Source organism: Colwellia sp. MB02u-10 (assembly GCF_014077185.1).
Lineage (GTDB): Bacteria > Pseudomonadota > Gammaproteobacteria > Enterobacterales > Alteromonadaceae > Cognaticolwellia.
This window is the reverse complement of sequence record NZ_JACGVK010000132.1, coordinates 343,224-369,888: the sequence shown is the minus strand read 5'-3', so window position 1 is coordinate 369,888 and position 26,665 is coordinate 343,224. Positions and strand designations below refer to the sequence as shown.

The 26,665-nt window shown below is 39.6% G+C and carries 18 protein-coding genes; 10 read left to right on the top strand and 8 right to left on the bottom strand.

Going from position 1 to position 26,665, the window contains the following annotated elements; translation table 11 throughout:
• Positions 1-603: 603 nt before the first annotated feature.
• Genes H4J59_RS14950 through H4J59_RS14940 form a run of 3 tightly spaced genes read left to right on the top strand, consistent with a single transcriptional unit; the run spans position 604 to position 4,911 of the window.
• Entirely contained in the window at positions 604-2,415 is a 1,812-nt protein-coding gene (locus tag H4J59_RS14950) for an assimilatory sulfite reductase (NADPH) flavoprotein subunit (RefSeq protein WP_182240638.1), read from the top strand.
• Positions 2,415-4,157 carry an assimilatory sulfite reductase (NADPH) hemoprotein subunit gene (gene cysI, locus H4J59_RS14945; RefSeq protein WP_182240636.1) on the top strand — a complete coding sequence of 581 codons (1,743 nt, stop codon included), beginning with the start codon at positions 2,415-2,417 and terminating at the stop codon, positions 4,155-4,157. The genes H4J59_RS14950 and cysI overlap by 1 nt, the downstream gene beginning before the upstream one ends.
• Entirely contained in the window at positions 4,150-4,911 is a 762-nt protein-coding gene (locus H4J59_RS14940) for a phosphoadenylyl-sulfate reductase (RefSeq protein ID WP_182240634.1), read from the top strand. The genes cysI and H4J59_RS14940 overlap by 8 nt, the downstream gene beginning before the upstream one ends.
• A gap of 113 nt (positions 4,912-5,024) precedes the next feature.
• Here the strand turns inward: H4J59_RS14940 and H4J59_RS14935 are convergent, their stop codons facing one another.
• The gene (locus tag H4J59_RS14935; RefSeq protein WP_182240632.1) at positions 5,025-5,936 is read right to left on the bottom strand and encodes a TIGR03899 family protein; all 912 of its coding nucleotides are present in this window, start codon (positions 5,934-5,936) and stop codon (positions 5,025-5,027) included.
• A 364-nt stretch (positions 5,937-6,300) separates the two neighbouring features.
• Between H4J59_RS14935 and H4J59_RS14930 the strand changes: the two genes are divergently transcribed.
• The 4 genes from H4J59_RS14930 (at position 6,301) to fadA (ending at position 12,751) form a co-directional block, all read left to right on the top strand.
• A complete protein-coding gene (locus tag H4J59_RS14930; RefSeq protein WP_182240630.1) occupies positions 6,301-8,526 on the top strand; it encodes an EAL domain-containing protein in 2,226 nt (741 codons plus the stop codon).
• Between the two features lie 388 nt (positions 8,527-8,914).
• Positions 8,915-9,199: a MazG nucleotide pyrophosphohydrolase domain-containing protein gene (locus H4J59_RS14925; RefSeq protein WP_182240628.1), complete on the top strand. Its 285-nt coding sequence runs from the start codon at positions 8,915-8,917 to the stop codon at positions 9,197-9,199.
• Between the two features lie 195 nt (positions 9,200-9,394).
• Positions 9,395-11,572 (top strand): fatty acid oxidation complex subunit alpha FadB, encoded by a 2,178-nt coding sequence (gene fadB / locus H4J59_RS14920; RefSeq protein WP_182240626.1) that lies wholly within the window; start codon positions 9,395-9,397, stop codon positions 11,570-11,572.
• 15 nt (positions 11,573-11,587) lie between these two features.
• On the top strand, positions 11,588-12,751 hold the full coding sequence (fadA, locus tag H4J59_RS14915; protein WP_182240624.1) for an acetyl-CoA C-acyltransferase FadA: 1,164 nt from the start codon (positions 11,588-11,590) through the stop codon (positions 12,749-12,751).
• Between the two features lie 174 nt (positions 12,752-12,925).
• Here the strand turns inward: fadA and H4J59_RS14910 are convergent, their stop codons facing one another.
• Positions 12,926-13,483 (bottom strand): GNAT family N-acetyltransferase, encoded by a 558-nt coding sequence (locus H4J59_RS14910; protein WP_182240622.1) that lies wholly within the window; start codon positions 13,481-13,483, stop codon positions 12,926-12,928.
• Positions 13,484-13,643: 160 nt separating this feature from the next.
• Here H4J59_RS14910 and H4J59_RS14905 point away from each other — a divergent pair, with 160 nt between their 5' ends.
• Positions 13,644-15,830, top strand: a complete 2,187-nt coding sequence (locus H4J59_RS14905) for a prolyl oligopeptidase family protein (RefSeq protein ID WP_182240620.1) — start codon at positions 13,644-13,646, stop codon at positions 15,828-15,830.
• A gap of 162 nt (positions 15,831-15,992) precedes the next feature.
• Here the strand turns inward: H4J59_RS14905 and H4J59_RS14900 are convergent, their stop codons facing one another.
• The 5 genes from H4J59_RS14900 to H4J59_RS14880 form a co-directional block, all read right to left on the bottom strand.
• Positions 15,993-16,919, bottom strand: coding sequence for a manganese-dependent inorganic pyrophosphatase (locus tag H4J59_RS14900; RefSeq protein ID WP_182240618.1), 927 nt, complete (start codon positions 16,917-16,919; stop codon positions 15,993-15,995).
• A 132-nt stretch (positions 16,920-17,051) separates the two neighbouring features.
• Positions 17,052-18,053, bottom strand: a complete 1,002-nt coding sequence (locus tag H4J59_RS14895) for a cytochrome d ubiquinol oxidase subunit II (RefSeq protein WP_182240616.1) — start codon at positions 18,051-18,053, stop codon at positions 17,052-17,054.
• Positions 18,050-19,426, bottom strand: a complete 1,377-nt coding sequence (locus tag H4J59_RS14890) for a cytochrome ubiquinol oxidase subunit I (RefSeq protein WP_182240693.1) — start codon at positions 19,424-19,426, stop codon at positions 18,050-18,052. The genes H4J59_RS14895 and H4J59_RS14890 overlap by 4 nt, the downstream gene beginning before the upstream one ends.
• Before the next feature lie 114 nt (positions 19,427-19,540).
• Entirely contained in the window at positions 19,541-20,083 is a 543-nt protein-coding gene (locus H4J59_RS14885; protein WP_182240614.1) for a GbsR/MarR family transcriptional regulator, read from the bottom strand.
• Between the two features lie 364 nt (positions 20,084-20,447).
• Positions 20,448-21,416: a class 1 fructose-bisphosphatase gene (locus tag H4J59_RS14880; protein WP_182240612.1), complete on the bottom strand. Its 969-nt coding sequence runs from the start codon at positions 21,414-21,416 to the stop codon at positions 20,448-20,450.
• A 424-nt stretch (positions 21,417-21,840) separates the two neighbouring features.
• On the opposite strand from H4J59_RS14880, the gene H4J59_RS14875 reads away from it, so the two are divergent.
• Positions 21,841-24,276, top strand: coding sequence for a zinc-dependent metalloprotease (locus H4J59_RS14875; RefSeq protein ID WP_182240610.1), 2,436 nt, complete (start codon positions 21,841-21,843; stop codon positions 24,274-24,276).
• Positions 24,277-24,425: 149 nt separating this feature from the next.
• On the top strand, positions 24,426-25,241 hold the full coding sequence (gene speB, locus H4J59_RS14870) for an agmatinase (RefSeq protein ID WP_182240608.1): 816 nt from the start codon (positions 24,426-24,428) through the stop codon (positions 25,239-25,241).
• 326 nt (positions 25,242-25,567) lie between these two features.
• Here speB and H4J59_RS14865 read toward each other — a convergent pair whose 3' ends face one another.
• Positions 25,568-26,530 carry a DMT family transporter gene (locus H4J59_RS14865; RefSeq protein WP_182240606.1) on the bottom strand — a complete coding sequence of 321 codons (963 nt, stop codon included), beginning with the start codon at positions 26,528-26,530 and terminating at the stop codon, positions 25,568-25,570.
• Between the last annotated feature and the right edge of the window lie 135 nt (positions 26,531-26,665).

Genomic DNA, 26,665 nt, shown 5'->3' with positions numbered 1-26,665 from the left:
CCCATTCCGAACTCAGAAGTGAAACGTGTTAGCGCCGATGGTAGTGTGGGAGTTCCCATGTGAGAGTAGGACATTGCTAGGCTTCTATTTAGAGAAACCCGTAGCTGACGCTACGGGTTTTTTGTTTTCTGGGATTTAATAAATAAAACTTGAGAATGGCACATTAGCTTGTTGCAATCTCAAAGGTTACAAAGCGTATAGTCGTTTAAACTTCTTATATATCACGGCAATTCACATATTTACACTTTAGAGATCTTTAGTTAAAGCTACTTTTTTAAGTCTTAAGTTTTGATGGTTAATAACAATTAAATATAATTGCTATAACATCAGTTTTTGATCAATAGTTAATATTACTGCCAGTTAAAGGTCTTCGTCTAAATTGACCTTGTTCTGTTGTTTAAATCAAAAATACCCTCCAAAAAACACTGTCATAGTCATTAATTTTTTTACATAGAGTTATCGTAAGTAGCTGCTATGATTTTTATGTTATAAATTCATCTCCCTATATTCTATTTTTGCATAAAAAAGCCGTTTATATTCTTTTTACTTCAACGAAAATGAGTTTATTATGATGTCATTCATTAGTAATAGGTGTATTGCCAGATGTCGCCAGAACCACAAAAATTAAACCAAACAATGCTAGATACCAATCAGTTGGCATCTTTTCAGCAAAGCATCAACAATCTTTCTCCACTTCAATTAGCGTGGGCTAGTGGCTATTTGGCCGCTAAAGCAGAAAATGTTACTAATGCTACAGTTCCCGCGGCCATTGCAAGTGCTGCTCCAACAACTTTAACTATTTTATATGGCTCGCAAACGGGCAATGCTAAAGGTGTTGCTAAGAGTTTAGCGGCCCAAGCCAGTGCTCAAGGTTTGAATGTTGAATTAAAAAGTATGGGAGAGATTAAGCCTAAGGCGATTAAAAACATTACTCACTTACTGATAGTAGCGAGTACCAATGGAGAAGGCGAAGCTCCAGACGATGCTATTGCATTACATGAATTTTTGTCTTCAAAGAAAGCGCCTAGACTTGATCATTTGAATTATAGTGTTTTGGCACTGGGTGATACCAGTTATGAGCTTTTCTGCCAAACAGGTAAAGATTTCGATCTGAATTTAGAAAAATTAGGCGCAAAAAGAATTGCACCTCGATTGGATTGTGACGTTGACTATGATGAGGCCGCGAATACTTGGTCAGCTACTGTCATTACTCAGGTTAAAACCCTGCTTAGTAGTGAGGCTAGCGCTAGCAATGTAGTAGCATTAGCCAGCGTGAACAGCACAGAAGAACTTTATACTAAGCAAAAGCCATATACTGCTGAACTATTGCTTAGCCAGAAAATTACCGGTCGTGATTCAGCTAAAGATGTACGACATGTTGAAATAGATTTAGGTGACTCAGGGTTAACTTATCAAGCCGGTGATGCCTTAGGTGTTTGGTTTGAGAACTCTGTTGCATTAGTAGATGAGCTTATTACGGAACTAGGGTTTGATGATCAAGAGAAAGTCTCTATAGGTGATGAAAGCATAGCACTTGGTGAAGCATTAAAGACCAAGTTTGAAATAACTCAAACTTCAATTCAGTTTGTTAATTTTTGGGCTGAAAAATCACAAGCGACTAATTTACTTGATATGTTAGATGATAAGAGTGCTATGCGAGAGTATGCGGCTAATCATCAGGTCGTTGACGTGGTTAAATCTGCTCCATTACCGAATGAAGTTAAGTTAAATGCTCAAGAATTTATAGATGCGTTACGTAAAATAACGCCAAGGCTTTATTCTATCGCGTCCTCTCAAAGCGAAGTGGAAGAAGAAGTGCATTTAACCGTTGGCCTTGTTCAGTATCAGACTGAAGAGGCTAACCGTCAGGGTGGTGCGTCTGGATTTTTAACCAATGGTATTGAAGAAGGTGGTGAAGTTAAGGTGTTTGTTGAGCACAATGACAACTTTCGTTTACCAGAAAATAATGAAACACCCGTGATTATGATCGGTCCAGGTACTGGTGTTGCGCCATTTAGGGCCTTTATGCAAGAACGTGAAGCCACTGAAGCCACAGGCGATAATTGGTTGTTTTTTGGTGACCAAACGTTTACCCAAGACTTTCTTTATCAAGTTGAATGGCAAGGCTATCTTAAGTCAGGCTTGTTAACCAAAATAGATTTAGCCTTTTCTCGTGATCAAGCGGAAAAAATTTATGTGCAAGATAGATTATTAGAAAATGCTGATGAAGTTTTTTCATGGTTAGAGCGAGGTGCACATATTTACGTTTGTGGAGATATGAGCCGAATGGCAAAAGATGTTGAGGCGGCTTTATTAACTATTATTGCCACTAAAGGCCAATTATCAGCAGAACAGGCAAATGATTACTTAAAAGATTTACGTAACGCTAAGCGTTACCAGAAGGATGTATACTAATGACTGATTTGACTAAAAAAGATCAAGCAAATGGCCCTTTAATTGTCGAAGGCAAACATGCCGATAATGAAAGGTTAAAAGCGGAAAGTAATTACTTACGTGGTACCATTGTCGACGATTTAAAAGATCATGTTACTGGTGGTTTTACCGCTGATAACTTTCAGTTGATCAGAACACACGGTATGTATCAGCAAGATGATCGTGATATTCGTAATGAGCGTACTAAGCAAAAACTTGAACCACTACACAATGTCATGCTGCGTGCTCGTATGCCTGGTGGCATTATCACGCCAACACAATGGTTAGGCATTGATCAATTTGCTCGTGAAAAAACTAGTTACGGCAGTATTCGTATCACGACCCGTCAAACCTTTCAGTTTCACGGTGTGTTAAAGCCAAATATTAAGTTAATGCACCAAACACTGAACCATTATGGTATCGACTCTATTGCTACGGCAGGTGATGTAAATCGTAATGTGCTTTGTACGACGAATCCAGTTGAGTCAGAGCTACATCAAGAAGCGTATGAATGGGCTAAAAAAATTAGTGAACATTTGTTACCTAAAACACGCGCTTATGCGGAAATTTGGCTAGATGGTGAGAAAATTGAAGGTGGTACAGAAACCGGTGAAGTAGAGCCGATTTTAGGTCCAAACTATTTACCACGTAAATTTAAAACTACGGTCGTTATTCCACCGCATAACGATGTTGACGTACATGCTAATGATCTAAACTTTATTGCTATCGCTAAAGACGGCAAACTAATTGGCTTTAATGTGTTGGTCGGTGGTGGTTTAGCGATGACCCATGGCGATAAATCTACTTACCCACGTAAGGCTGATGATTTTGGTTATGTGGAGTTAGCTAAAACCTTAGATGTTGCTAGTGCAGTAGTTACTACTCAACGAGATTGGGGTAACCGTGTTAATCGTAAGAATGCAAAAACAAAATACACCTTAGATCGTGTGGGTGTTGAGGTCTTTAAGGCTGAAGTTGAGCAACGTGCCGGTATCACTTTTGCAGAAAGTCGCCCTTATAAATTTACCAGTCGAGGCGATCGCATTGGTTGGACTGAAGGCTTTGATGGTAAGCATCATTTAGCCTTGTTTATTGAGAATGGGCGTCTGCTTGATAAGCCCAATTTGCCATTAAAAACGGGTGTGGCTGAAATTGCGAAAATCCACAAAGGCGATTTTCGTATGACCGCCAACCAAAATTTAATTGTTGCGGGTGTGGCAAGCGAAGACAAAGCTGACATTGAACGCTTAGCACGCGCACATGGCTTAATGGCTGATAGTGTTTCTGTGCAGCGCAAAAGTTCAATGGCCTGCGTATCTTTTCCTACTTGCCCGTTAGCAATGGCTGAAGCGGAAAGATATTTACCTGGCTTGGTCACTGATGTCGAAGCTATATTAGCGAAGCACAATGTCGCTGATGAAAGTATTATTTTACGAGTGACAGGCTGCCCGAATGGCTGTGGACGCGCCATGTTGGCCGAAATAGGGTTAGTCGGTAAAGGTCCTGGCAAATACAACATGCATTTAGGTGGTAATGTTGCCGGTACGCGTATACCTAAAATGTATAAAGAAAACCTTAGTGAAGACGATATTTTACAAGAGATTGACAGTCTAGTGGCACGCTGGGTGGCTGAGCGTAACTCAGCCGAGGCTTTTGGTGATTTTGTGATTCGAGTCAGTATTGTTGATGAAGTTAAAGTTAGCAAGCGAGATTTTCATGACTAAGATTATTACAGCGAGTACAGCTCCGCTGATCAGTAATAAATTTCCAGCGTCGTTACCAGAACCTTGGTTAAAGCAGTGGAACGAATTATTAGAAAAACAGTCGGCAAGCCAACGCGTAGAATGGGCAATGGAAAATTTACCCGCACAATTCGTTTTATCGTCGAGTTTCGGTATTCAATCTGCGGTAATGCTACATATGCTGACCCAAATTGAACCCAATATACCGGTATTAATAACTGATACTGGGCATTTGTTTCCTGAAACCTATCAGTTTATTGAGCAACTAACAAAGCGCTTAAAGTTAAACTTACAAGTGTTTAGCGCGAAAGAAAGTGCGGCATGGCAACAAGCTAAGTTTGGTCAAGAGTGGAATGCTGATGAAGACTCGTTAAAAGCTTATAATCGCCGTAACAAAGTTGAGCCATTAGAACGTGGCTTGAGTGAGTTGCAAGCGGGTACTTGGTTTTCTGGCGTTCGTCGCCAGCAATCTAGCCACCGTGAAGGTTTATCGGTAGTCAGTATTTTACGAGGGCGATTTAAAGTACATCCGATTATTGATTGGACCAATAAAGACGTGCATCAATACTTAACGGCAAATAATTTACCTTATCACCCGCTGTGGGAAGAAGGTTATGTTTCAGTGGGCGATGTACATAGTACGCGACCATTAACTGCCGGAATGGATGAGAGCGATACACGTTTCTCTGGTATGCAAAGAGAGTGTGGTTTACACACTGACGGTGATGGTATTTAAGGTCATTATTATAAAAAGAATGCGCGAGACGTATTCTTTTTACTGTCTAACTTCTCATCTAACTAATCTATCGATTGTAAAAATCTTATTCCTGTTCTTAAACCGTAAACTTCCTAACTATCTATAGCAAAATTTTCCGCCAATTGCGTTTTAATTAGGGTTAAATAATGCTCGTTTTCATCATCAGTAACTAAGTGGGCGAGTTCAGTGCCAATGGGAGTGAACTTATAAAAAGTGAGTATGCAATCAGGTTTTTTCGCGACAAAACTAAGTTGTTTACCATGATAATTAAATTGAATTTTTTCTCCCTTGGCAAAGGAATGGCTTTCTGTTTCTTGTTCAAACATTAAGTGGTTATCGGCTAAGGTTAAGATGTCAGCGTAACTCAATCCCATCTGGTTAAGATCGAGTCGTTGTTGTCGCTGTTTATTAAATAAATTGAATAATTTGGGGATTTGATAAGCGCCGCTGATCACACGAATATTTTTTTTACGTGCATCAGTCATCGCGACACTGCAAGCTTTTGCCAACAGCTTCGCTTCAGTGATACTCATGGTTCTAAATGCTTGTAAGGTTTTTAGTGAAAAAGAGCCAGGTTGAGATACTTCACCGGCTAAAATTTTCGCCCATAAGTCCTGCATATTTTTATTACTAATACTTTCAGCAAGTGTTAAAAAAGAGCTAAACCAGTCTTGATCTGCTCTGTCGGTAATTGTCTCATCCGAGCAATACTGAACAGCGCGTACAATGATAGCTTCCATATTTTGTTGTTTTCTTAACTGGTCAAGTTTCTTTCGTCGGTTGGCTCTTTCTTCCAAAGGGGCTTGTTTGGTTTCGGGTAAAAATGCAGCGCTAAGTGAAAACTTTTTTGCCAGTACTAATAATTGTTTTTGTGAGGAAGCGTTGACGTTTGCATGAGCATTATTTTTAGGTGTGACGGTTTGTTCATCATGTTCGACGATAGCGGGTTTACTTTGTTCTACAGGATGCTTAATTATTTTATTTTGATCAATCGAATTCGACATCAGTTGTATCCCTTAAAACTATCAAATATTGAAAAAAATGCTGGAAATTCCAACATGATATCGCCAAAAAATTATTATAGCGCAAATATAAATTTTACTCATGCTCTTATATTATTAACTTTTCTTTAACAAAGAGTAAGATATAACTTGAATTTATTCATGTTTAAGCTTATGTCAGTATGTTTTTTGTACATGTAAATGATTTATGACTAACCGTACTTGAAAATGATAATATTATTAAACGAAATGTTGAATAATTTCATTCCGACTTTTATTATGTACCTATTACATGAAGACAATTTTTAACGAAATTAATATTCAAAAAACTCTACTAGCATCTTTTTGCTAGTGCTTTGAGGATGATATGCAAGTTTTTGACAATACTAACGATGATTTTTTGTTTATCGACGATAGTGATGAAGATGAAATATTTGATTCAGCTATAAGGGATACTTGGAAAGTCTTAATTGTTGATGATGACCCTGAAATTCATTCAGTAACCAAGTTGGCCTTATCCGACTTGGTTGTTTTAGGTCGACATCTACAATACCTGCATGCTTATTCAGGTCACGATGCTTGCAAACTTATTGAAGAGCATGAAGATATCGTTTTAGTTTTGCTCGATGTGGTAATGGAAAGTGACGACGCAGGTCTTGTGGTCGTTAAGCACATACGTGAAGTATTAAAACGTGATGATATTCGTATTGTGTTACGCACTGGCCAGCCGGGCTATGCACCAGAAGAAAGTGTTATTAAAGATTACGATATTAATGACTACAAAACAAAAACTGAATTAACTCGTCGTAAATTAGTGACAACAGTTTATGCCGCTGTTCGCTCATATCAGCAAATTGACTCTGTAACTCAGTATAGAAATGGTTTAGAAAAAATCATTGGCGCTGCTGCCAAGTTGTTAGAACTGCGTACTATTCATGATTATGCTAGTGGCGTGTTAGCTGAGCTTATAACGCTAGTGGACGGTAGTAGTGCTGTTTTCTGCGCTCGTGGACAAGGAATTGTAGAGGGTGCTGATGATTTAAGTTTGTATGTTATTGGCCAAGCCGGTTTAGTTGAAGCGAAAATAAATCAAAAATTAGCAGCATTGGAAAATCAAGACACCGCTAGTCAAATTAATAGTTGTTTTCAACAAAAACAGCACTTCTTTGCTGTCGACTCTACCTCATTTTATTTCGCCAGTGGTGGCTTTAGAGCCGTAATTCATTTAGAGCTTACTCAAGCGTTAACGAGTATTGAAATACAGCATATCGAAGTTTTTCTCGCCAATATTGCCACGGGTTATGAGAATGTTCATCTATTTCAAAAACTGCGTAATGCGGCTTATAAAGATTGGTTAACTGAACTGCCCAATAGATTAGACTTTGTCAATTTGTTGGATGACTTCTGTCAAAGTGTTGATGACAAGTTGGTCACTGCACTGGTTGATCTTAATCATTTTAGTGATACCAATGATGGCTTAGGGCAAGATATTGGTAATCAGCTTTTAATGGCAGTATCTAGACGTATTCAAGCATTAAGTCCAAATAATCATGTGGCAAGAATTGGTGCTGATGTATTTGGTATTATTGGTGCAAAGAAATGGGTTAATCCTGAAATATTAACCGCGCTGTTTAGTGAGCCCTTTATTGTTGGTGAACAAAATTTACTTATTAGCGCCTGTTTTGGTTTTTGTTCTAAAGGCTCAGCAGGATCGCGTGGTGTCAAAGTACTGAATCAAATTAATATTGCCCTTAATTTGGCCAAAAAATCTTCGCATGAACCTTATGTTTATTATCATCAAGAAATGGAAGATAAAACACTTTGGCGCTTAAGTATGATTAGGCAATTACGCACTGATTTTGCTGAACATCGTTTAGAGCTTTGGTATCAACCCCAGTTAAGTTTAATCACGGGCAAAATTATGGGTGCTGAAGCCCTGCTGCGTTGGAAAACAGCCGAAGGCAAGTTTATTTCACCCGCGGTATTTATCCCATTGGCAGAGTATTCTGGTTTGATCATTGAGATTGGCAACTGGGTTGTCGATCAAGCATGTCAGCTGTTAAATAGACTGGCAGCGAGCAAATTTACCGAGGTCAGTGTTTCGGTTAATGTGTCGATTCCTCAGTTTAAACGCGATAACTTTGTCGACACGATTATTGAGATAACGAAGTCGCATAAAGTTGATCCCAGTAAATTAGAATTAGAAATCACCGAAAATGTGTTAATGGATGAACCTCAGGTGATTATCGATGCGCTAGTGAGATTAAAAGCGCAGGGCATTAGTATTGCACTTGATGATTTTGGCACAGGTTTTTCATCGTTAAGCTATTTACAAAAACTACCTTTGGATCGATTAAAAGTTGATCGCTCTTTTGTCAGTGCTATTGCCGAGCCAGGTGGTGCAATTATAGCCGACACCATCATCAACTTAGGCAAGCAAATGAACTTAAAAGTCATTGCTGAGGGCATTGAAAACAGTGAACAAGAATCAGAACTAAGAGCTTTGGGCTGTGATGAAGTACAAGGTTTTTATTATGCTAAGCCAATGCCAGCTGACGAGTTCTTTACTTGTTTAGAGAGAATAAATCGATAGCGTATATTATTGGCAATACTCAGTTTAAAGTGCTTGTTTTACAAGTGCTTTTTTTTGTGTGAATTTTTATATTTTTCCTAGGTGTTTAAAGCACAAACAAAGTTAACCATAAAGCCCAACAAGCCAAGCCTGCACCGATATAAAACCCCGACAAAGTATTCACTATTCAAATCCTTCCAAGTAAAACTGCAATATCCACGGCGGTAATAGGCTAAGTGAAAAGCAGGTTTTATCATTTTCAGTAATGTATTCTGTTTAGGCTTCGTAAGTTAATTGTTTGTAAAATATAGGATAAATGCAGTAAAGTTATGATTGCTAGCTTAAGTTCTTCACTCTAAGCTAGTCATCAAGCGCAATAACGATAGATAAAACCACAGCTGAGGTATGTATGGATATTAATAAAATAGCGGAGCAAAATTATGATTGGGTTGAACGCATGGGTTGGCACAATAAGACCACGTTGGAAGCATTAGCTTTAGTCGCCTCAGAGGTCGGTGAAGCGATAAATGAATGTCGCGGTGCAAAGCCGACTGACAATTTTAAAGAAGAGTTAGCCGATATTGTGCTGAGAGTTTTAGATATTGCGCATTGGCAAGGTATAAATATGGAGCAAGCGTTGCTAAATAAAATGAAAAAAAATGAGCAAAGAGGCACCCGAGGCCGCATTAAATAAAATTAATACACTTAATTAAAACGCTTGTTTAAAAATGTTTGCTTTCCCTTTCTTTTCAAGGCAAACTCATTGGCACTTTATTTATTTTACTTATTGGTTATACCTAATGAGTAAGCTAAATATTCACACGCTTGGTAGTAATCTATGATTACGCATTACCAGTCAATCGATCCATGAAAAGTCAGGAGAGTAGGCATGTTATTCCAAGGCAAAAGCCTTTCTGCCCAGTTGTTAGACAACGGCATTGTTGAATTTAAATTCGATGCGCAAGGTTCAGTTAACAAGTTTGATCAGGCAACGTTTAAAGAATATATCGCAGTAGTCGATGCGATTAATAATTGCAGTGAAGCTAAAGGGGTACTCGTTACTTCTGGTAAGTCTTCTTTTATTGTTGGTGCTGATATCACCGAGTTTTTAGCAGTATTTAAAAAACCGGAAGATGAGTTACTACCTTGGATAAAACAAGGCTCAGACGTTTTTGACTCATTTGAAGATATTAACCTACCAACAGTTGTTGCTATTAATGGTTTTGCTTTAGGTGGCGGTTGTGAAATGAGCTTAGCTTGTGACTATCGTATAGCTGATACCTCATGTTCAATCGGTTTACCAGAAGTTAGCTTAGGTTTAATACCTGGCTTTGGTGGTACCGTGCGTTTACCACGTGTTATTGGTGCTGATAATGCTATTGAGTGGATGTCGACAGGCCGATCTTTTAAAGCTGAACAAGCGATGGCGGTAGGTTTACTTGACGCTGTAGTTGCTCCTGAGCACTTACGTGAAGCGGCATTGAAAATGTTAAACCAAGCGATTGCTGGCAAACTAGATTGGCGCGCAAAGCGTCAACCTAAGCTTGAAGCATTAAAGCTTTCTCCAGTAGAAACTATGATGACCTTCAATACCTGTAAAGGTATGATCGCGGCTAAAGCCGGTAAACATTATCCTGCACCTATGGTAATGGTTAAAACTATTGAAGCTGCAGCAGGTTTAGACCGTGCAGGCGCAATGGCATTAGAAAACGCAGGGTTTGCAAAATTAGCGAAAACTGACGCTGCTACTGCACAAATTGGCCTATTTATGGCTGATCAAGTAGTGAAAGGCAAGGCGAAAAAAGCGGGTAAACAAGCCACTAAAGCGGTTAATAAAGCGGCTGTTTTGGGTGCTGGTATTATGGGCGGTGGTATTGCATACCAGTCTGCTTATAAAGGCACGCCAATTATCATGAAAGATATTAATGACCAAGCACTTGATTTAGGTCTTACTACGGCAGCCGGTATTTTAACTAAACAAGTTGAACGTGGCCGCATGAACGTCAAGAAAATGGCTGGCGTACTCAATAGCATCACACCGTCACTAAGTTATGACAGTCTTAAAGGTGTTGATATTGTTGTTGAAGCTGTAGTTGAAAATCCGAAAGTAAAAGCTATGGTGTTGGCTGAAGTTGAAAACCATGTTGATGAAGACACTATTGTGACTTCAAATACCTCAACTATTTCAATTGATTTATTAGCGCAAAGCCTTAAACGTAAAGATAAATTTTGTGGCATGCATTTCTTCAACCCGGTAAATAAAATGCCATTAGTTGAAGTTATTCGTGGTAAAGACACTTCTGACGAAACCGTTGCTGCTGTTGTTGCTTACGCAGCTAAAATGGGCAAATCACCTATCGTGGTAAACGACTGTCCTGGTTTTTACATTAACCGTGTTTTATTCCCATACTTTGCTGGCTTTAGCCAATTAGTACTTGAAGGTGCTGATTTCGTTGCTGTTGATAAAGTCATGGAAAAACAATTTGGTTGGCCAATGGGTCCAGCGTACTTACTTGATGTGGTTGGTATTGATACTGCTGATCATTGTACGGGTGTTATGTCTGCGGGTTTCCCAACACGTATGACTAAAATTGATAATGACCCAGTGAGTGCTTTATATAACGAAAAACGTTTAGGTCAGAAAAACGGTAAAGGCTTTTACGATTACGGTAAAGATAAGCGCGGTCGTCCAACAAAAGTTGCAGCACAAGCGGCTTATGACTTATTTACTGGCGTAGATAAAAAAGACTTCACTCAAGACGAAACCATTGCTCGCTTGATGATCCCTATGGTTAATGAAGTGGTTCGTTGTTTAGAAGAAGGTGTGGTTGATACTGCAGCTGAAGCTGATATGGGCTTAATTTACGGTTTAGGCTTCCCTCCATTTAGAGGCGGTCCAATTCGTTATTTAGAAACGTTAGGCTTAGATAACTTTATTGCAATGGCAGATAAATATGCGCACTTAGGCGAAATTTATCAAGTTACTGATGGAATGCGCGCTATGGCGAAATCTGGTCAATCATATTTTACAACCGATGTTAAAACTAACAGCGTTAAAACAGCTTAGGCGAAGGAGAAAATCATGAAAGAAGTCGTTATTGTCGATTGCATCCGTACCCCAATGGGACGCTCAAGAGCGGGTGTTTTTCGTAATGTTCGTGCTGAAACTTTATCAGCACATCTAATGCAACAATTGTTAATTAGAAATCCAAATCTAGATCCTGCATTAATTGAAGATATTATTTGGGGCAACGTTAAGCAAACTAAAGAGCAAGGTTTCAACATTGCTCGTAATGCTCAACTGTTAACTGATATTCCAAAGTCTACTGGTGCTGTTACTGTGAACCGCTTGTGTGGTTCATCAATGCAAGCACTACATGATGCAACTACTAATATCATGGCCGGTCAAGGCGATGTGTTTTTAGTAGGCGGTGTTGAACACATGGGTCACGTACCTATGATGTACGATGTAGATTTTGATCCCGCATTGAGCAAGCATATTTCTCGTGCGGCCGGCAACATGGGCTTAACGGCTGAATTGCTAGGTATGCAACACGGCATTACGCGTGCTGAGCAAGATGCCTTTGGTGCTCGCTCTCATCAGCTTGCTCATAAAGCCATGCTTGAAGGTCGTTGGGCCAATGAAATCGTACCAACTTTAGGTCATGATGCTATGGGCGCGTTAACGCTTATCGAACATGATGAAGTTATTCGTCCTGAAACGACTATTGAAAGCTTATCAGCATTGCGTCCGGTATTTGATCCGGTAAATGGTACGGTAACTGCAGGTACTTCTTCTGCACTTTCTGATGGCGCTTCTGCGATGTTAGTGATGTCAGCAGAAAGAGCTAAAGCCATGGGCTTAACACCTCGTGTTAAAATCCGTGGTATGGCTATTTCAGGTTGTGATCCATCAACAATGGGCTTTGGTCCAGTGCCAGCCACTAAGAAAGCATTAAAACGTGCCGGCTTAACATTAGCTGATATTGAGCTAGCTGAGTTTAACGAAGCCTTTGCTGCACAAGCTTTGTCATGTGTACGTTCATTAGGTCTAGAAGATAAAGTGGATGACATGATTAACCTTAACGGTGGTGCTATTGCGTTAGGTCACCCACTAGGTTGTTCAGGTACGCGTATTTCAGGGACCTTAATTAACTTGATGGAAGCACAAGATGCTAACATTGGTTTAGCGACTATGTGTATTGGTTTAGGCCAAGGTATCGCAACGGTATTTGAAAGAGTGTAGTTTGCATTTTTTATCGTTAGCTTTTTAGTTAATGCTCTAAGCTAACCTGATGAATAAAAGCCCAACATTTGTTGGGCTTTTTTGTGTTCAGACTTCTCAGGTATCCTGTTTTTCAATGTCTTAGTACCTATTTGTCATGACTCCAGCATGGCTAAGTAAGGTTAACTTACTTAGTTACTTTTTGCGCGCTTGATTATTTTCAATACGATACAGTGCGACATCTACATTATCTAGCGGTGAGTCGGTATGAATATAAGACTTGATATATTCCATACCTAGCTTTTTCATTACCGCAATTGAGCCAAGATTATCTTTTACGGCAATAGCACTAAAGCTTTTATTTTCTGGTTGTTTAGCCAGTAGCTGTTGAAGATGAATCGCTGCTTCACTGGCATAACCTTTACCCCAAGTGGATTGTAAGAAACGCCAGCCTAATTCAATGTCATGCCAAATAGGCTGGTCGGAGAAAAAGTCCATCGGGCGCACTAAAATCCAGCCAATTTTGGCTTGAGTTGCTATTAGGGTAACTTTCCATAAGCCCCAACCTTTTTCTACATTTTTATAGGCGTTATGGCGTGGGATAAATACCTCGCTAATATCTTTGCGAGTGGTCATATCACCGCCATTGATATAACGCATCACTTCTGGGTTTTGATCGAGTTGGAATAAGAACTCGCTGTCTGTTTTATCAATGAGCTGATAGCTAAGTCGAGCTGAATTATCAATATTCATGTTTATACCATTTTTATAATTTTCAATAGCTTAATTATCATAATAAGTGATTAAATTTTTATTATTCTTACTGTTAACTAAGGCCATGCGCTAGACATCAATTATTGACTGCCTTATGATTGTTAGCAACATAATAACAATATGGTTTATTTGGTAAATTATGAATGCTAAAAAAGTAATGTTAAATTCTGCTGTGCTAATCGCCTTTTGTGGTTTAACAGCCTGTAGTAAAGACGCACCGATAGCGGCTGATACAGCCCCTGAAACTGAAAAAGTAGTGAGTATTGGCGATGGAAGTAAAATGTTAACTTATCCAATAACAAAAAAAGTAGCCGTTGTTGATGATTATTTTGGTACTAAAGTTACCGATGCTTATCGATGGTTAGAAGATGACATGAGCGCTGAAACCGCAGATTGGGTAAAGGCACAAAATAAAACCACCTACGATTATTTAGCGAAAATCCCTTATCGCGAGAAAATTAAATCTCGTCTTGCGGATTTATTAGATTATGAAAAAGTTGGCATGCCGTTCCTTGAAGGCGACTATAGTTATTTTTATAAAAACGATGGCTTACAAAACCAAGCGGTTTTATATCGCCAAAAAGGCGATGCACCGGCGGAAGTATTTCTTGATCCTAATACGTTTAGTGAAGATGGTACCGTTTCGTTAGCCAATATTGAATTTAGTGAAGACGGTTCATTAGCGGTTTACTTAATTTCTGAAGGCGGTAGTGATTGGCGTAAAGCGCGTATTATAGCAACTGAAACTAATGCTGTACTTGAAGCCGAACTGGTTGACATGAAGTTTAGTGGCTTATCTTGGGTGGCTAACGAAGGCTTTTATTACTCAAGCTACGACAAACCTAAAGGGAGTGAGCTTTCAGCCAAAACGGATCAACATAAATTGTATTACCATAAGTTAGGTACTGCACAGTCGCAAGATAGCTTAGTTTTTGGTGGCAGCGAAGCACAAAAACACCGTTATGTTAGTGGTGAAGTCACTAAAGATGGGCACTATTTAGTGGTATCAGCAGCGGTATCTACCTCGGGCAACAAGCTCTTTATTAAAGATTTAACCAGCAAAAATTCGCCACTGGTTAGCGTGGTTGATAATACTGAGTCAGACACCTATATGGTCAATAGTGAGGGTGACAACTTGCTATTTGTCACCAATATGGCAGCACCTAATAACCGTGTGGTTAAAGTTAATGCACTGCAACCCAGTGCTGAGAATTGGCTTGATATTATTCCTGAAACTGAGCATGTTTTATCCGTGTCTACTGGCGGACATTACTTGTTTGCTAACTATATGAAACATGCGGCGTCTTTTATTGAGCAGTATGATTTAACTGGTAAAAAAATTCGCGATATCGCTTTACCTGAAGTAGGCACAGCTAGTGGCTTTAGTGGTAAAGCGTCGCAAAGTCAGCTTTACTATTCATTTAGTAACCAGAAAACCCCATCAACCATTTTTAGCTTAGACCTTGCAACCGGTGAGTCTGTTGTACATATGAAGTCGAAAGTAAAATTCAATAGCGATAACTTTGAATCAAAGCAGGTTTTTTATAGCTCTAAAGACGGTACTAAAGTGCCGATGATCATTACCCATAAAAAAGGCTTAGTGCTTGATGGCAGTAACCCAACGATTTTATATGGTTACGGTGGTTTCAATATCAGTCTACAACCAGAATTTAGCTCAACTCGCGCTGCTTGGTTAGAACTCGGCGGTGTCTATGCCGTAGCTAATTTACGTGGTGGTGGCGAATACGGTAAAAAATGGCATGATGCGGGTACGCAGTTGAAAAAACAGAATGTATTTGATGACTTTATTGCTGCAGCTGAATACCTGATTAAAACGCAAGTGACTTCTTCAGATAAACTTGCGGTTATGGGTGGCTCAAACGGTGGTTTGTTAGTGGGTGCTGTGATGACACAACGTCCTGAGTTATTTAAAGTAGCATTACCTGCGGTAGGGGTACTTGATATGCTGCGCTACCATACCTTTACTTCAGGTGCTGGTTGGGCTTACGACTATGGTAAATCAAACGACAATGCACAAATATTTAATTACCTGTTAGCTTACTCGCCATTACACAATGTTAAAGCAGGCACACATTACCCTGCGACATTAATCACAACCGGTGATCATGATGATCGCGTCGTGCCGGCGCATTCATTTAAGTTTGCTGCCGAGTTACAAGCAAAACAAGCGGGCGCTAACCCAACCTTAATTCGTATTGAAACGGATGCGGGTCATGGTGCGGGTACGCCAATTAGCAAAACCATTGAGCAATATGCCGATATTTATGGTTTCACATTATTTAATATGGGTGTGACGGATATTTAAGCGCTTGGCTATAATTCGTTGGTAATGAGCGATTGTAAAAGCAATCACTAACAAAAAGCCCAGCAATTGCTGGGCTTTTTAATATCGTTTTAATATAGTGTTAAGTTATAGTTTTACAGGTATAACTTTACGCTTATAACTTTACATTTATAGTGCGGCTAACTACTTAGCAAAAGTATCTTGTAGTGGTGGTACAACTTGCTTTTTACGGCTCATCACACCCGGTAACCACGTTTTACCGTCAACCAAGGTAATATCATAAGCTTTTTCAATAAGGCTGATATCATCACTTACCACTAACAACTCAGAGCCTTCTTGCATGATGTCAGTTAATAACAACATCACAGTATGACGATTACCTTCTTCTTTAACAGCTTGTAAATCAGCATATAAATCAGCTTTCATCTCGTCAAATAAAGCTAAGTCGATCACTTCTAATTGGCCAATACCCACAATATTATTCTTCATGTTGAAGTCTTTAAAATCACGTAAAACAAGTTCACGTACTGGCGTACCGGCGACTGATGACTTTACGGTGAACATTTCCATGCCCAAGCCTTTGTAATCTTCAATACCAGCAATTTCAGCCAAGGCTTCAACGCATTTTATATCAGCGGTTGTGCAGGTTGGCGATTTAAATATCACTGTGTCTGATAAAATTGCACACATCATGGCGCCAGCAATATTTTTAGGAATTTCAATACTGTGAAAATCGAACATCATTTTAATAATGGTATTGGTACAACCTACAGGGCGAACCCAAATCTCTAAAGGGGTAGACGTGGTAATATCACCCAGTTTGTGATGATCGATAATGCCTAAAACTGTGCTGTCATCAATATCATCAGGGCCTTGAATTCGGTCTGAGTGATCAACAACATAAATGCCGTCAGTATCAGCGAAACTCAATTTAAGCTCAGGTTGTTCTAAGCCAAATTTATCTAAAATGAATAGCGTTTCTGGCGAAAGTTCACCCAAGCGTGCAGGCTGTACATCTTCACCAATTTGGGTTTTTAAATATGAAAGGGCAATGGCTGAACAAATTGAATCTGAATCAGGAACTTTGTGTCCTACGGCATAAGCTGGCATAAATTGTGCTCTCCAAGCGCCGTTAAGATGATAACGGCGCTACTGTATAAGTATTTTCTAGAATATGTCGTATATTCTAGCAAAAATTATAAGCATTAGCCTAGTCACTATTTATACTCTTTTTATACGACTTTAGTAATTAAGCTTGGTGGTTTTACCCCAAAACACTTTATAAGAAAATATGGTGTAAGCAATAATCATGGGTAATACGACTGCCGCGCCAACAAAGATAACCCATAAAGATTCTCGTGCACTTGCTGCTTCAAATATAGTTAATTGAAACGGTACTATATAAGGATAAAAGCTGTAGGCTAAACCACAAAAACATAAAATAAAGAGCATAATTGCCGCTAAAAATGGTAGCCAGCAACCCAGGTCATTTTCCATTGGCACTTTACCTAAATAGCGATGCACGGTAAAAAAAGTAAAGCCAAGTAACAAAGTAATGGGAATAAGTACTATCGCTTGAACGCCACCTAACCATTTATCCATAATTTGTTGATCAATTAATAGGTTGGTGAAGCACACAGCGACAATCCCCAAAGCCATCAATATATTGGTATGCTTTGCCCATTTTGCCGCTTTACGTTGTAGTTCACCTTCAGTTTTCATTACCAGCCATGCCGCACCAATAAAGCAATAACCTGCGGTTACACAAACAGCTGATAAAGCAGAAAAACCCAGGGTTAACCATGAATCTTCAAATGAGGTGATATAGCGTCCCAGCATATAACCTTGTGATAATGTCGCTAATAATGAGCCAAATTTAAACGCGTAATCCCACTTTTTTTTGTCGGTACTAGGTGCTTTAGTACGAAAGTCGAATGATACGCCACGTAAAATCAGTCCCGCTAACATTAAGGCTGTTGGTAGATACAATGCCTGAAAAATAATGGAATGAGCTTTTGGAAACGCAATCAACAACAAGCCAATAGCCATCACTAGCCAAGTTTCATTAGCATCCCAAAATGGTCCAATGGAATAGATCATTGTGTCGCGTTGTTGCTGGTTATCTAATGGCAGTAAAACCCCAACGCCTAAGTCGTAACCATCAAGTATCGCGTAAATTAAAAATGAAAAGCCCATTAAGCCAACGAAAACTATGGGTAGCCAATCTAAAGTTGTGGGGATCATAATTTAGCTCCTAAGGTAGTGTTATTTTGTGCAGTTTGTTTATCGTCTATCATTGGGCCTGTGTCGGTTATTGACACATCGGCTTGTTCTAATATTACTGCACGATTTGCCATAACAAATAGAGTACGAATATAGGCAATCAGCAAAAAGCCATAAATAACCAGATATAAGGTTAAAGACAATACTATGTCTTCTGGTGGCGTGGTAGTTACCGCGTCTTTGGTGCGTAATATGCCCGTAACTAAATAAGGCTGGCGGCCAATTTCAGTGACATACCAACCCGCTAATGTTGCTAGCCAGCCAGAGAATGTCATGGCAATACCTGTTTTTAATAACCAAGGTGGATAGCGTTTTTTGAGAACAAATTGATAAGTGGCCAACCAAGAAAATAACAGCATTAATACACCTACGCCGATCATAATACGAAAGCTGAAAAATACCGGTGCTACAGGTGGATGTTCGCCAACAAAGTCGTTTAAACCTTTTATTTCACCTTGCGCGTCATGGGTCAAAATAATACTAGCCATGTTGGGCACTTTTACTTCAAAGCTATTTTCTCGTGTTTCTTCATTAGGTAAGGCGAATAATAATAATGGCACGCTGGTATCTGTTTCCCAAACACCTTCCATAGCGGCGACTTTTGCCGGTTGATTTTGAAATGTATTCAAGCCATGTAAATCACCAACAAAAATTTGTATTGGTATTAAAATAGCCGCTAAGGTAACTGAAAAGTTCAACGCTTGTTTTACTGACTTTTTATTGTCGCCTTTGAGCAGTCGATAGGCGGAAATACCAGAGATTAAAAATGCTGATGTTAACCCTGAAGCTAATAACATATGCATTAAGCGATAAGGCATAGACGGATTAAAAATAACCTCAAACCAACTGGTAACATGGGCGACACCGTCAATCATTTCGAAACCAGCTGGCGTGTGCATCCAAGCGTTGAGTGATAAAATCCAAAATGCCGATAAGGTGGTACCAAAAGAGACCAGTACCGTGGCAAGGGTGTGAACACGATTAGAGACTCTATCCATGCCAAACAGCATAATTGACAGAAATGACGCTTCTAAGAAGAACGCGGTCATGACTTCATAACCCAGTAATGGCCCCGCAATATTGCCAACAGTTTCCATATAACCAGGCCAATTGGTACCAAACTGGAATGACATGGTAATACCACTGACTACGCCAATAGCAAAGGTTAAGGCAAATATTCTGACCCAAAATCGGTAAACGCGTAACCAGCTTTGGTCTTGTGTTTGGTTAAAGCGCACTTTAAAAAACAGCAATATCCAGCACAAGGCAATATTGATGGTAGGAAATAAAATATGAAAACTAATATTGGCAGCAAATTGGATGCGTGAAAGCATGAAACTTGTGTCGTTAGCAATAGCTGCTGCATCTAACACGTGATGTACTCCACTAGGTTAAGTCATATAACTTGAGTTGTTTATGTTTGAGATACTGGGAGGTGAAATTTTTTGTTATCTTAGTAACAACTTATCTTTAACATCTAAAATCTTACTAATGCCTTCACCCAGTTTGAGTAAAGCGGATAGTTTTTCTGAAGACATACCTTGCATTTCATTAGTCCACTGCGTCACCATCTCCATCAGATCATGCATTTGTTTAACGCGCATTTGGGTATATTCATCTGACTCATTGCTCGGCTGCTCCATTAAGGCATCACGTAATGCCGATAATGTTGGGTCTAACTCGCGCTTTCTTCGTTCAACCACTAAGGTTCGAGCAATTTCCCAGATATCACTTGGCGCTGAGAAGTATTCCTTTCTATCGCCTGGAATATGGTGCAGTTTGATCAGGTTCCAAGATTTAAGTTCTTTTAAACCCATGCTGACATTCGATCGAGATATTTGTAGTGCTTCGCTGATTTGATCGGCATTCAGCGGTGTTTCGGTGAGCACAATAACCGCATACATTTGCCCAAGTGTACGGTTTAATCCCCAGCGTGAGCCCATTTCACCAAAGTGTAATACTAGCGATTGGGTCATAGGTGTAATTTTCATATTTCTGTCCTTCTGTCCTTTCTGAACTTTCAGTAATTTGTGAAAATTGTAACCCTTTTTTGATCTAAGTCAAGTGCGAGCCATAAATAAGGTTAGATATGTTTTTTCTGTGGAATTGATATGAGGCGTTAACAGCATAGTGTTATGAAGCACTAGGGCTGACTTTTCCTATAAAAATATAAGGCTATGACGCTAAAAAAGAAAGAATTAGCGGGTTAAACGCTCATTTGTGGTTAGATATTTAAGGGTGCTTTAATGGGTGAACATGAGGTTAAAGCCGATTAGACCGAAGCGTTATACGAAAAAACCACCGGCATTACATGCGGGTGGTTTATATTTTAGCTTGATGAGTCGTAGGTTAAGTCTACTTGTAATAACCTAAACAGGCTTCAACTTCATTTTTAGAACCCATGATCACTTCAACACGTTGATGAATATCTGTTGGCTCAATATCCATGATACGCCCTTGGCTAGTCATCGCTAAACCACCGGCTTGTTCAATTAAAAAGCTCATTGGGTTGGCTTCATACATTAAACGTAACTTGTAGGGTTTTTCTGGGTTTCTATTATCAGCCGGATAGGTAAATATACCACCACGGGTGAGAACACGATGAATATCACCTACCATAGCGGCAATCCAACGCATATTGAAGTTTTTCCCACGTGGGCCGGTATCACCGGCAAGTAAATCACTAATGTAGTTTTGCATAGGTGGTTGCCAGAAACGTTGGTTTGACATATTAATAGCAAACTCTTGCGTTTCTTCAGGCACTTGTAAATTGCGCTCAACTAATAAGTAACCGCCATGCGTGCGGTCTAAAACATAAAAGTGTGTACCGCTGCCTGTGGTCATAACTAAGGTCGTTGATGGACCATAAAGTACATAACCCGCACAAACTTGGTGATTACCTGATTGCTTAAACATATCAGGATTGCTAGCGGCCATATCTGTTGGCGCTTGGTGAATGGAGAAAATAGTACCAATTAATGAGTTAATATCGATATTTGAACTGCCATCTAAGGGATCAAATGAAACGATATATTTGCCATCTTCGTCACCTGCCACTGACGTGTCTTCTTCTTCAGAAGACACGGCTTTGACAAAGCCTGATTCTAACAAAATATCTTTAAATAACTCGTTGGCAACAACATCGAGTTTCTTTTGCACTTCACCTTGAATATTTTCATCTAAGGTCGAGCCCATTGAGTCACTTAAGTGCCCTTGGCTAACTCGAAAGGAAATTTCTTTGGTGGCAGCTAAAATAGTTTCTATTAATGAAATTAAATCTAACGGTACATTGTCTTCACGTAAAGCGGGAGCTAGTCGTTGCATAGGGTTACCTAATTACTTTAGAGTCATACTCTTATGATAGAGCATATCGTATTTTATTTTCGATGTTATGATGTAGTATACCCATTACAATAAATAATCGAACATATAAAGTGTCCTAAATATCCAATATCTACTTTACTTTTAATCACATACGCTAGCTATGGTTCAATCAAGCCTAGGCTATATCGATATAGGTACCGATGTTTAGTCTGCAACAATAAAATGTGTTCTTGAATATTTATTATTACTACTTGTTTATTACTTATTATTGCTCACTGACTTAATTTAATGGGTATTATCAAAAAATCAAAAGTTAATTTTGAACTGATTATAACAAAAATAAGCGTATTTTCAGTACTTCTAATCATTTTAATTTTAACTAAGCAGGTAATTTATTTAGCTTTACTGACTACAAGGATATGCAATGAGGTTTTTTATTAGGCTAATGGTGTTATTTTTTTACTGTGGCTTGTCAGCGCAAGTGCAGGCAAAAACAGAAAAAAGTTATACTGAATTTATTCAAGACAAGCAGATCCATCAAGGTTACTTTTCTTTTTATCTTGATGATAAAACAGGCAAAGTGTTTTTAGAAGTAGAGAACTTTGAGCAAGAATTTTTATTTCAAAGTGGCTTGCCACAGGGTGTTGGTTCAAATGATATTGGTTTAGACCGCGGCCAATTGGGTGATACTAGGTTAGTGCGTTTTGAAATAGTGGGTGATAAAGTTTTTCTGCGCCAACTCAACACTGATTATCGTGCTAATAGCGATAACATCCTTGAACAGCAAGCGATAGATGAAGCCTTTGCTAGCTCGATTATTTGGGGCTTTAAGGTAAGTCATAGCTCAGCAGATAACCGTAAAACCTTAATTGATTACACGCCATTTTTACTCTCAGATATTCATAACTTGTCGGCGCAATTAAAGCGCACTAAACAAGGCAGTTTTAAGATTGATGCCACGCGCAGTGGTGTTTATAAAAAGCGTACAAAAGCTTTTCCAAACAATACCGAACTAGAGGCCACTGTGACTTATAAAGGCACAGACGCTGGATCTCACTTGCGCTCAGTGACGCCTGATGCCTCAGCGGTTACGGTTAACTTACACCACTCGCTCATTAAGCTGCCTGATAATAGTTATCAAACACGAAAGTTTCATCCCTTTAGTGGCTTTTGGCAGCACGCCTATGCAGATTATGCCAGCGCCATTGATGAGCCATTGATTAAACGCAATATTCCTCGCCATCGTTTAGTTAAGCAAAACCCTGCAGCTAAAATAAGTGCAGCGGTAGAGCCGATTATTTATTACTTAGATGCCGGAGTCCCTGAGCCGATTAAAAGTGCCTTGCTAGATGGCGCGCGTTGGTGGGATCAAGCCTTTTCTGCTATTGGTTATAAAAATGCCTTTCAAGTTAAGCTGCTACCAAGTGACGCCGACCCCATGGATGTTCGTTACAACGTTATTCAATGGGTACATCGCGCTACACGCGGTTGGTCTTATGGCTCATCAGTGATCGACCCGCGTACCGGCGAAATCATTAAAGGCCATGTCACCTTAGGCTCTTTACGTGTTCGCCAAGACTATTTAATTGCCTTAGGCTTAACGTCACCGTTTAAAAATGCCAATACTGACACTAGCGCTATGAAAGCCATGGCGTTAGCGCGCATTCGTCAATTAGCGGCACATGAGGTTGGTCACACCTTAGGCATCGCACATAATTTTGCCGCCAGTGTTAATAATCGAGCGTCAGTGATGGATTATCCCCATCCGTTAATTACCATTGAAAATGGCCAGATAAGCTTAGCTAATGCTTATGCCGAAGACATCGGTGAATGGGATAAATATGTGATTGCTTATGGTTATGCTGAGGTAGAAAAAGCACAAGAAGCCCAGTTTTTGACTGAGTTAATAGCAGCAACCCAAAAAAAGGGGCTGAAGTATATTTCTGACCCCGATGCAAGATCGCAATCAAGCGCTCATGCTACAGGGCATTTGTGGGACAATGGTCAAGATGCGGCTACAGAGTTAAACCGTGTTTTAGCGGTTAGAGCACTGGCATTAGAAAACTTTGGTTTGAACAGTATACCGGTTGGTACGCCGATGTCTGAACTCGAAAAAATATTAGTGCCCATTTACAATTTTCATCGCTTTCAGGTACAAGCCGCGGCAAAATTAATTGCCGGTGTTGACTATGGCTATCAACTGCGCAGTGAACAATTTAGTAATCAGCAAACCAGGGTTGCAGGCAAATCTCAACAAGCAGCACTTGATGCCTTACTCGCAACGCTAAGCGTAGAAACCTTAACACTGCCCGCTAAAATCACCGCCTTAATACCCCCTAAGGCCTATGGTTATAGTCGCGATAGAGAAAGTTTTAATAGCCAAACAGGGGTGACTTTTGACCCCATCAGTGCCGCAGAGGCAAGTGCAAAACACACATTGTCGCTATTACTCAATACCGAGCGACTAGCAAGACTGCAGCAACAAGCCATGCTTGATAACGATATTCCGTCAGTGGCATTTTTACTCAATAAACTGGTCAAAGGCACAATAAAATCAGCACCAAAAAGCTCAACAGCCATGTTAGTGCAACAAAGGGTAAATCAGCAATTAATTGAGCATTTACTTGTGCTTTGGCATAGCCAAAATATTGTGCCAGAAGTCAGAGCTGAAGTGTATGTAACATTAACAGATTTAGCTCTATGGTTAACCGATAAGCGCAGCACACGAAAATACCCAGGCTTTCGAGCGCACTTTCAGTTATTAGCTCAGCAAATTAATTACAGCTTAGCGCATGATAAGTCATCGACACCGGCATCCAAGATAACACTACCACCCGGTTCACCGATTGGTAGCTATTAAATACCCTTAGCTTAATTGCCAAGCTGCATTGGTAAGTAGAAAGAGTATAGATGAACCATGTTCCGTAGATAACTGAACATGGTTCATCATAAAAGGCTGTTACAAAAAGCTTATAAAAAGTTCACAAAAAATTCATAAAAGGCAATAAAATGGTAGAAAATCCAGTAGGTAAAGTCGCATTGTTAGGTGTACCATTTGATGACAACTCTTCCTTCGAGCGCGGCGCTGCCTTAGCGCCAAATAAAATTCGCGACGTGTTAAATCATGGTTCATTAAATGGTGCTACAGAATTAGGCGTGAACTTGCGCGAGTCAAAGCAATGGCTTGATGCCGGTGATGTCGACATAAGCTCGTCAGATAACTTTATCGATAAAATTGAACAACGTTGTGACCAGTTACTTGCACAAAACACCCGGTTATTAACCTTAGGGGGCGATCACAGTATTAGTTATCCCATTCTCAAAAGTTACCGAAAATTTTTTGATAAAATCACCATATTACACATTGATGCCCATTCTGACTTGTATGATTCTTTCAAAGGCAATCGCTACTCAAACGCTTGTCCTTTTGCCCGCGTGATGGAAGACGGTTTATGTGATCGCTTAGTGCAGGTAGGTATACGGACATTAAATTTGCATCAAAATGAACAAATAGAAAAGTTTAAGGTTGAGTCACTAGAAATGCGCCATTGGCCTTTGGCCCAGCCGTTAGTCTTTCAGCACCCAGTTTATCTATCACTTGATATTGATGGCATTGACCCCGCCTTTGCACCGGGAGTTTCACACCGAGAGCCGGGTGGCTTAACAAGTCGTGAAGTGATCCACCTTATCCATCAAATTAATACACCGCTGGTGGGCGCTGATATTGTTGAGTTTAATCCCAATAAAGATATCGACAATATGACCGCTCAGTTGGCGGCAAAGCTAGTGAAAGAGGTTGCGGGTAAAATGCTCATGGGTCTTTAATTTGACCTGTTATACCAATATCACTAATTACCTGATCATTTATACTGGCTAAAAAAAACCACTACAGCGTTATTTATTTAATAATTAGCACAACTAGTTATTAAAATAAATGCCTTATATTTGGCCATTTTTCCTACGTATAAAGTAGCCCCCTAATTAATGAAATTGGTATTAATTTACACTAGCAAGGAAAAACAAGCACAGTAGCAGGGTAAGAAAAAACGGCGCTAAACCGGAAGGTGTTTAGCGCCGCGGTGCAATTGTACTTAGGGGTAAGTGAACTGCGCACAAAAAGTTGACCGTTTGGAAAGTATTAAACCTGATTATCAGCTCTGTGTCTTCAGTTTTGTTTGATTGATATCTGCTTTTTCTACGCTATCTGTCTGTATTTCTTTACAACTATCACCTGTTAGCTGCTTTTTAGAGCGAATGAGTACCACAAGGTTACCGGCTAAAATAAATAATAAGCCCACGAAGGTATAGGTGGTCCACGCAAATCCTTCAACCACAGTTGAAATGATCACCGCCACCGCTGGAAACATCACTGAAGCATAAGAAGCCTTATGTGCACCAATGCGGTTGAGTAATGTTAGGTAGCTAGCAAAGGCAATAACAGAGCCAAAAATGCTTAAATAAAGTAATGAACTGATATAAGAAAAGGTATAGTCAAAGCTGAAATCTTTCCCCTGAGCCATAGCGATTATCGCCATAAAAATGGCCCCGTAGGTCATGCCCCATGTCATCGCCGGTATTAGCGGCAGCTTTAGTTTTTGATTTCTCATTGACAGCATATTGCCAGTAGACGCGACTAAAGTACCCAGAATGCAAAATCCTAAGCCTAATAGCGTCTCAGCGCCTAATTGCGTGTCACTTACTTGTGGCCAAAACAGTGTCACTATGCCGAGTAATCCTAAGCTACCCCCTAAGTAAACTTGTTTAGTGATATGAGTGCCGTACCAAATGCGAGCATTGAAGACATTAAAAAACATGATCATTGAAAAGGCAATGCAGGTTAATGCTGAGTTGATATGTTGCTGTGCGCTATAGAGTAAATAATAGTTAAAGCTAAATAAAGTGACGCCAAAAAGAAAGAATTGAAGATGGTGGCGCAAGGAAAACCTTAACCGCAAATTTTTAAGTTTACAGTAGGTAAATAAAATAATAGCAGCCAAACCAAAGCGATAAACGATAGACGCCTCTGGAGCAACATGACCTAATTGGTAATTAATCGCTATCCAGGTAGAGCCCCATATCAACACGGTAATTAAGTATAAAAATGTGTTGTTCATTAAAATCCCTTAGTCTTTTTGCAAGTAAAGCACTTGCGATAAAAATTTAAATTACTCAGCGCCAGACGGTTAGTGATGACTGAGGCACTGTGTAGTGATCGACATTATTTTTGTTCTTTGTGCTTATTGTTTTGT

Excerpts from the sequence above, each read along its gene's own strand:
- fadB (WP_182240626.1), top strand. The coding sequence starts at position 9,395 with ATGTTATTCCAAGGCAAAAGCCTTTCTGCCCAGTTGTTAGACAACGGC.
- H4J59_RS14865 (WP_182240606.1), bottom strand. The coding sequence starts at position 26,530 with ATGAACAACACATTTTTATACTTAATTACCGTGTTGATATGGGGCTCT.
- fadA (WP_182240624.1), top strand. The coding sequence starts at position 11,588 with ATGAAAGAAGTCGTTATTGTCGATTGCATCCGTACCCCAATGGGACGC.
- H4J59_RS14950 (WP_182240638.1), top strand. The coding sequence starts at position 604 with ATGTCGCCAGAACCACAAAAATTAAACCAAACAATGCTAGATACCAAT.
- H4J59_RS14925 (WP_182240628.1), top strand. The coding sequence starts at position 8,915 with ATGGATATTAATAAAATAGCGGAGCAAAATTATGATTGGGTTGAACGC.
- H4J59_RS14880 (WP_182240612.1), bottom strand. The coding sequence starts at position 21,416 with ATGCAACGACTAGCTCCCGCTTTACGTGAAGACAATGTACCGTTAGAT.
- cysI (WP_182240636.1), top strand. The coding sequence starts at position 2,415 with ATGACTGATTTGACTAAAAAAGATCAAGCAAATGGCCCTTTAATTGTC.
- H4J59_RS14935 (WP_182240632.1), bottom strand. The coding sequence starts at position 5,936 with ATGTCGAATTCGATTGATCAAAATAAAATAATTAAGCATCCTGTAGAA.
- H4J59_RS14885 (WP_182240614.1), bottom strand. The coding sequence starts at position 20,083 with ATGAAAATTACACCTATGACCCAATCGCTAGTATTACACTTTGGTGAA.
- H4J59_RS14900 (WP_182240618.1), bottom strand. The coding sequence starts at position 16,919 with ATGCCAGCTTATGCCGTAGGACACAAAGTTCCTGATTCAGATTCAATT.
- H4J59_RS14905 (WP_182240620.1), top strand. The coding sequence starts at position 13,644 with ATGAATGCTAAAAAAGTAATGTTAAATTCTGCTGTGCTAATCGCCTTT.
- H4J59_RS14890 (WP_182240693.1), bottom strand. The coding sequence starts at position 19,426 with ATGCTTTCACGCATCCAATTTGCTGCCAATATTAGTTTTCATATTTTA.
- speB (WP_182240608.1), top strand. The coding sequence starts at position 24,426 with ATGGTAGAAAATCCAGTAGGTAAAGTCGCATTGTTAGGTGTACCATTT.
- H4J59_RS14895 (WP_182240616.1), bottom strand. The coding sequence starts at position 18,053 with ATGATCCCCACAACTTTAGATTGGCTACCCATAGTTTTCGTTGGCTTA.
- H4J59_RS14930 (WP_182240630.1), top strand. The coding sequence starts at position 6,301 with ATGCAAGTTTTTGACAATACTAACGATGATTTTTTGTTTATCGACGAT.
- H4J59_RS14940 (WP_182240634.1), top strand. The coding sequence starts at position 4,150 with ATGACTAAGATTATTACAGCGAGTACAGCTCCGCTGATCAGTAATAAA.
- H4J59_RS14910 (WP_182240622.1), bottom strand. The coding sequence starts at position 13,483 with ATGAATATTGATAATTCAGCTCGACTTAGCTATCAGCTCATTGATAAA.
- H4J59_RS14875 (WP_182240610.1), top strand. The coding sequence starts at position 21,841 with ATGAGGTTTTTTATTAGGCTAATGGTGTTATTTTTTTACTGTGGCTTG.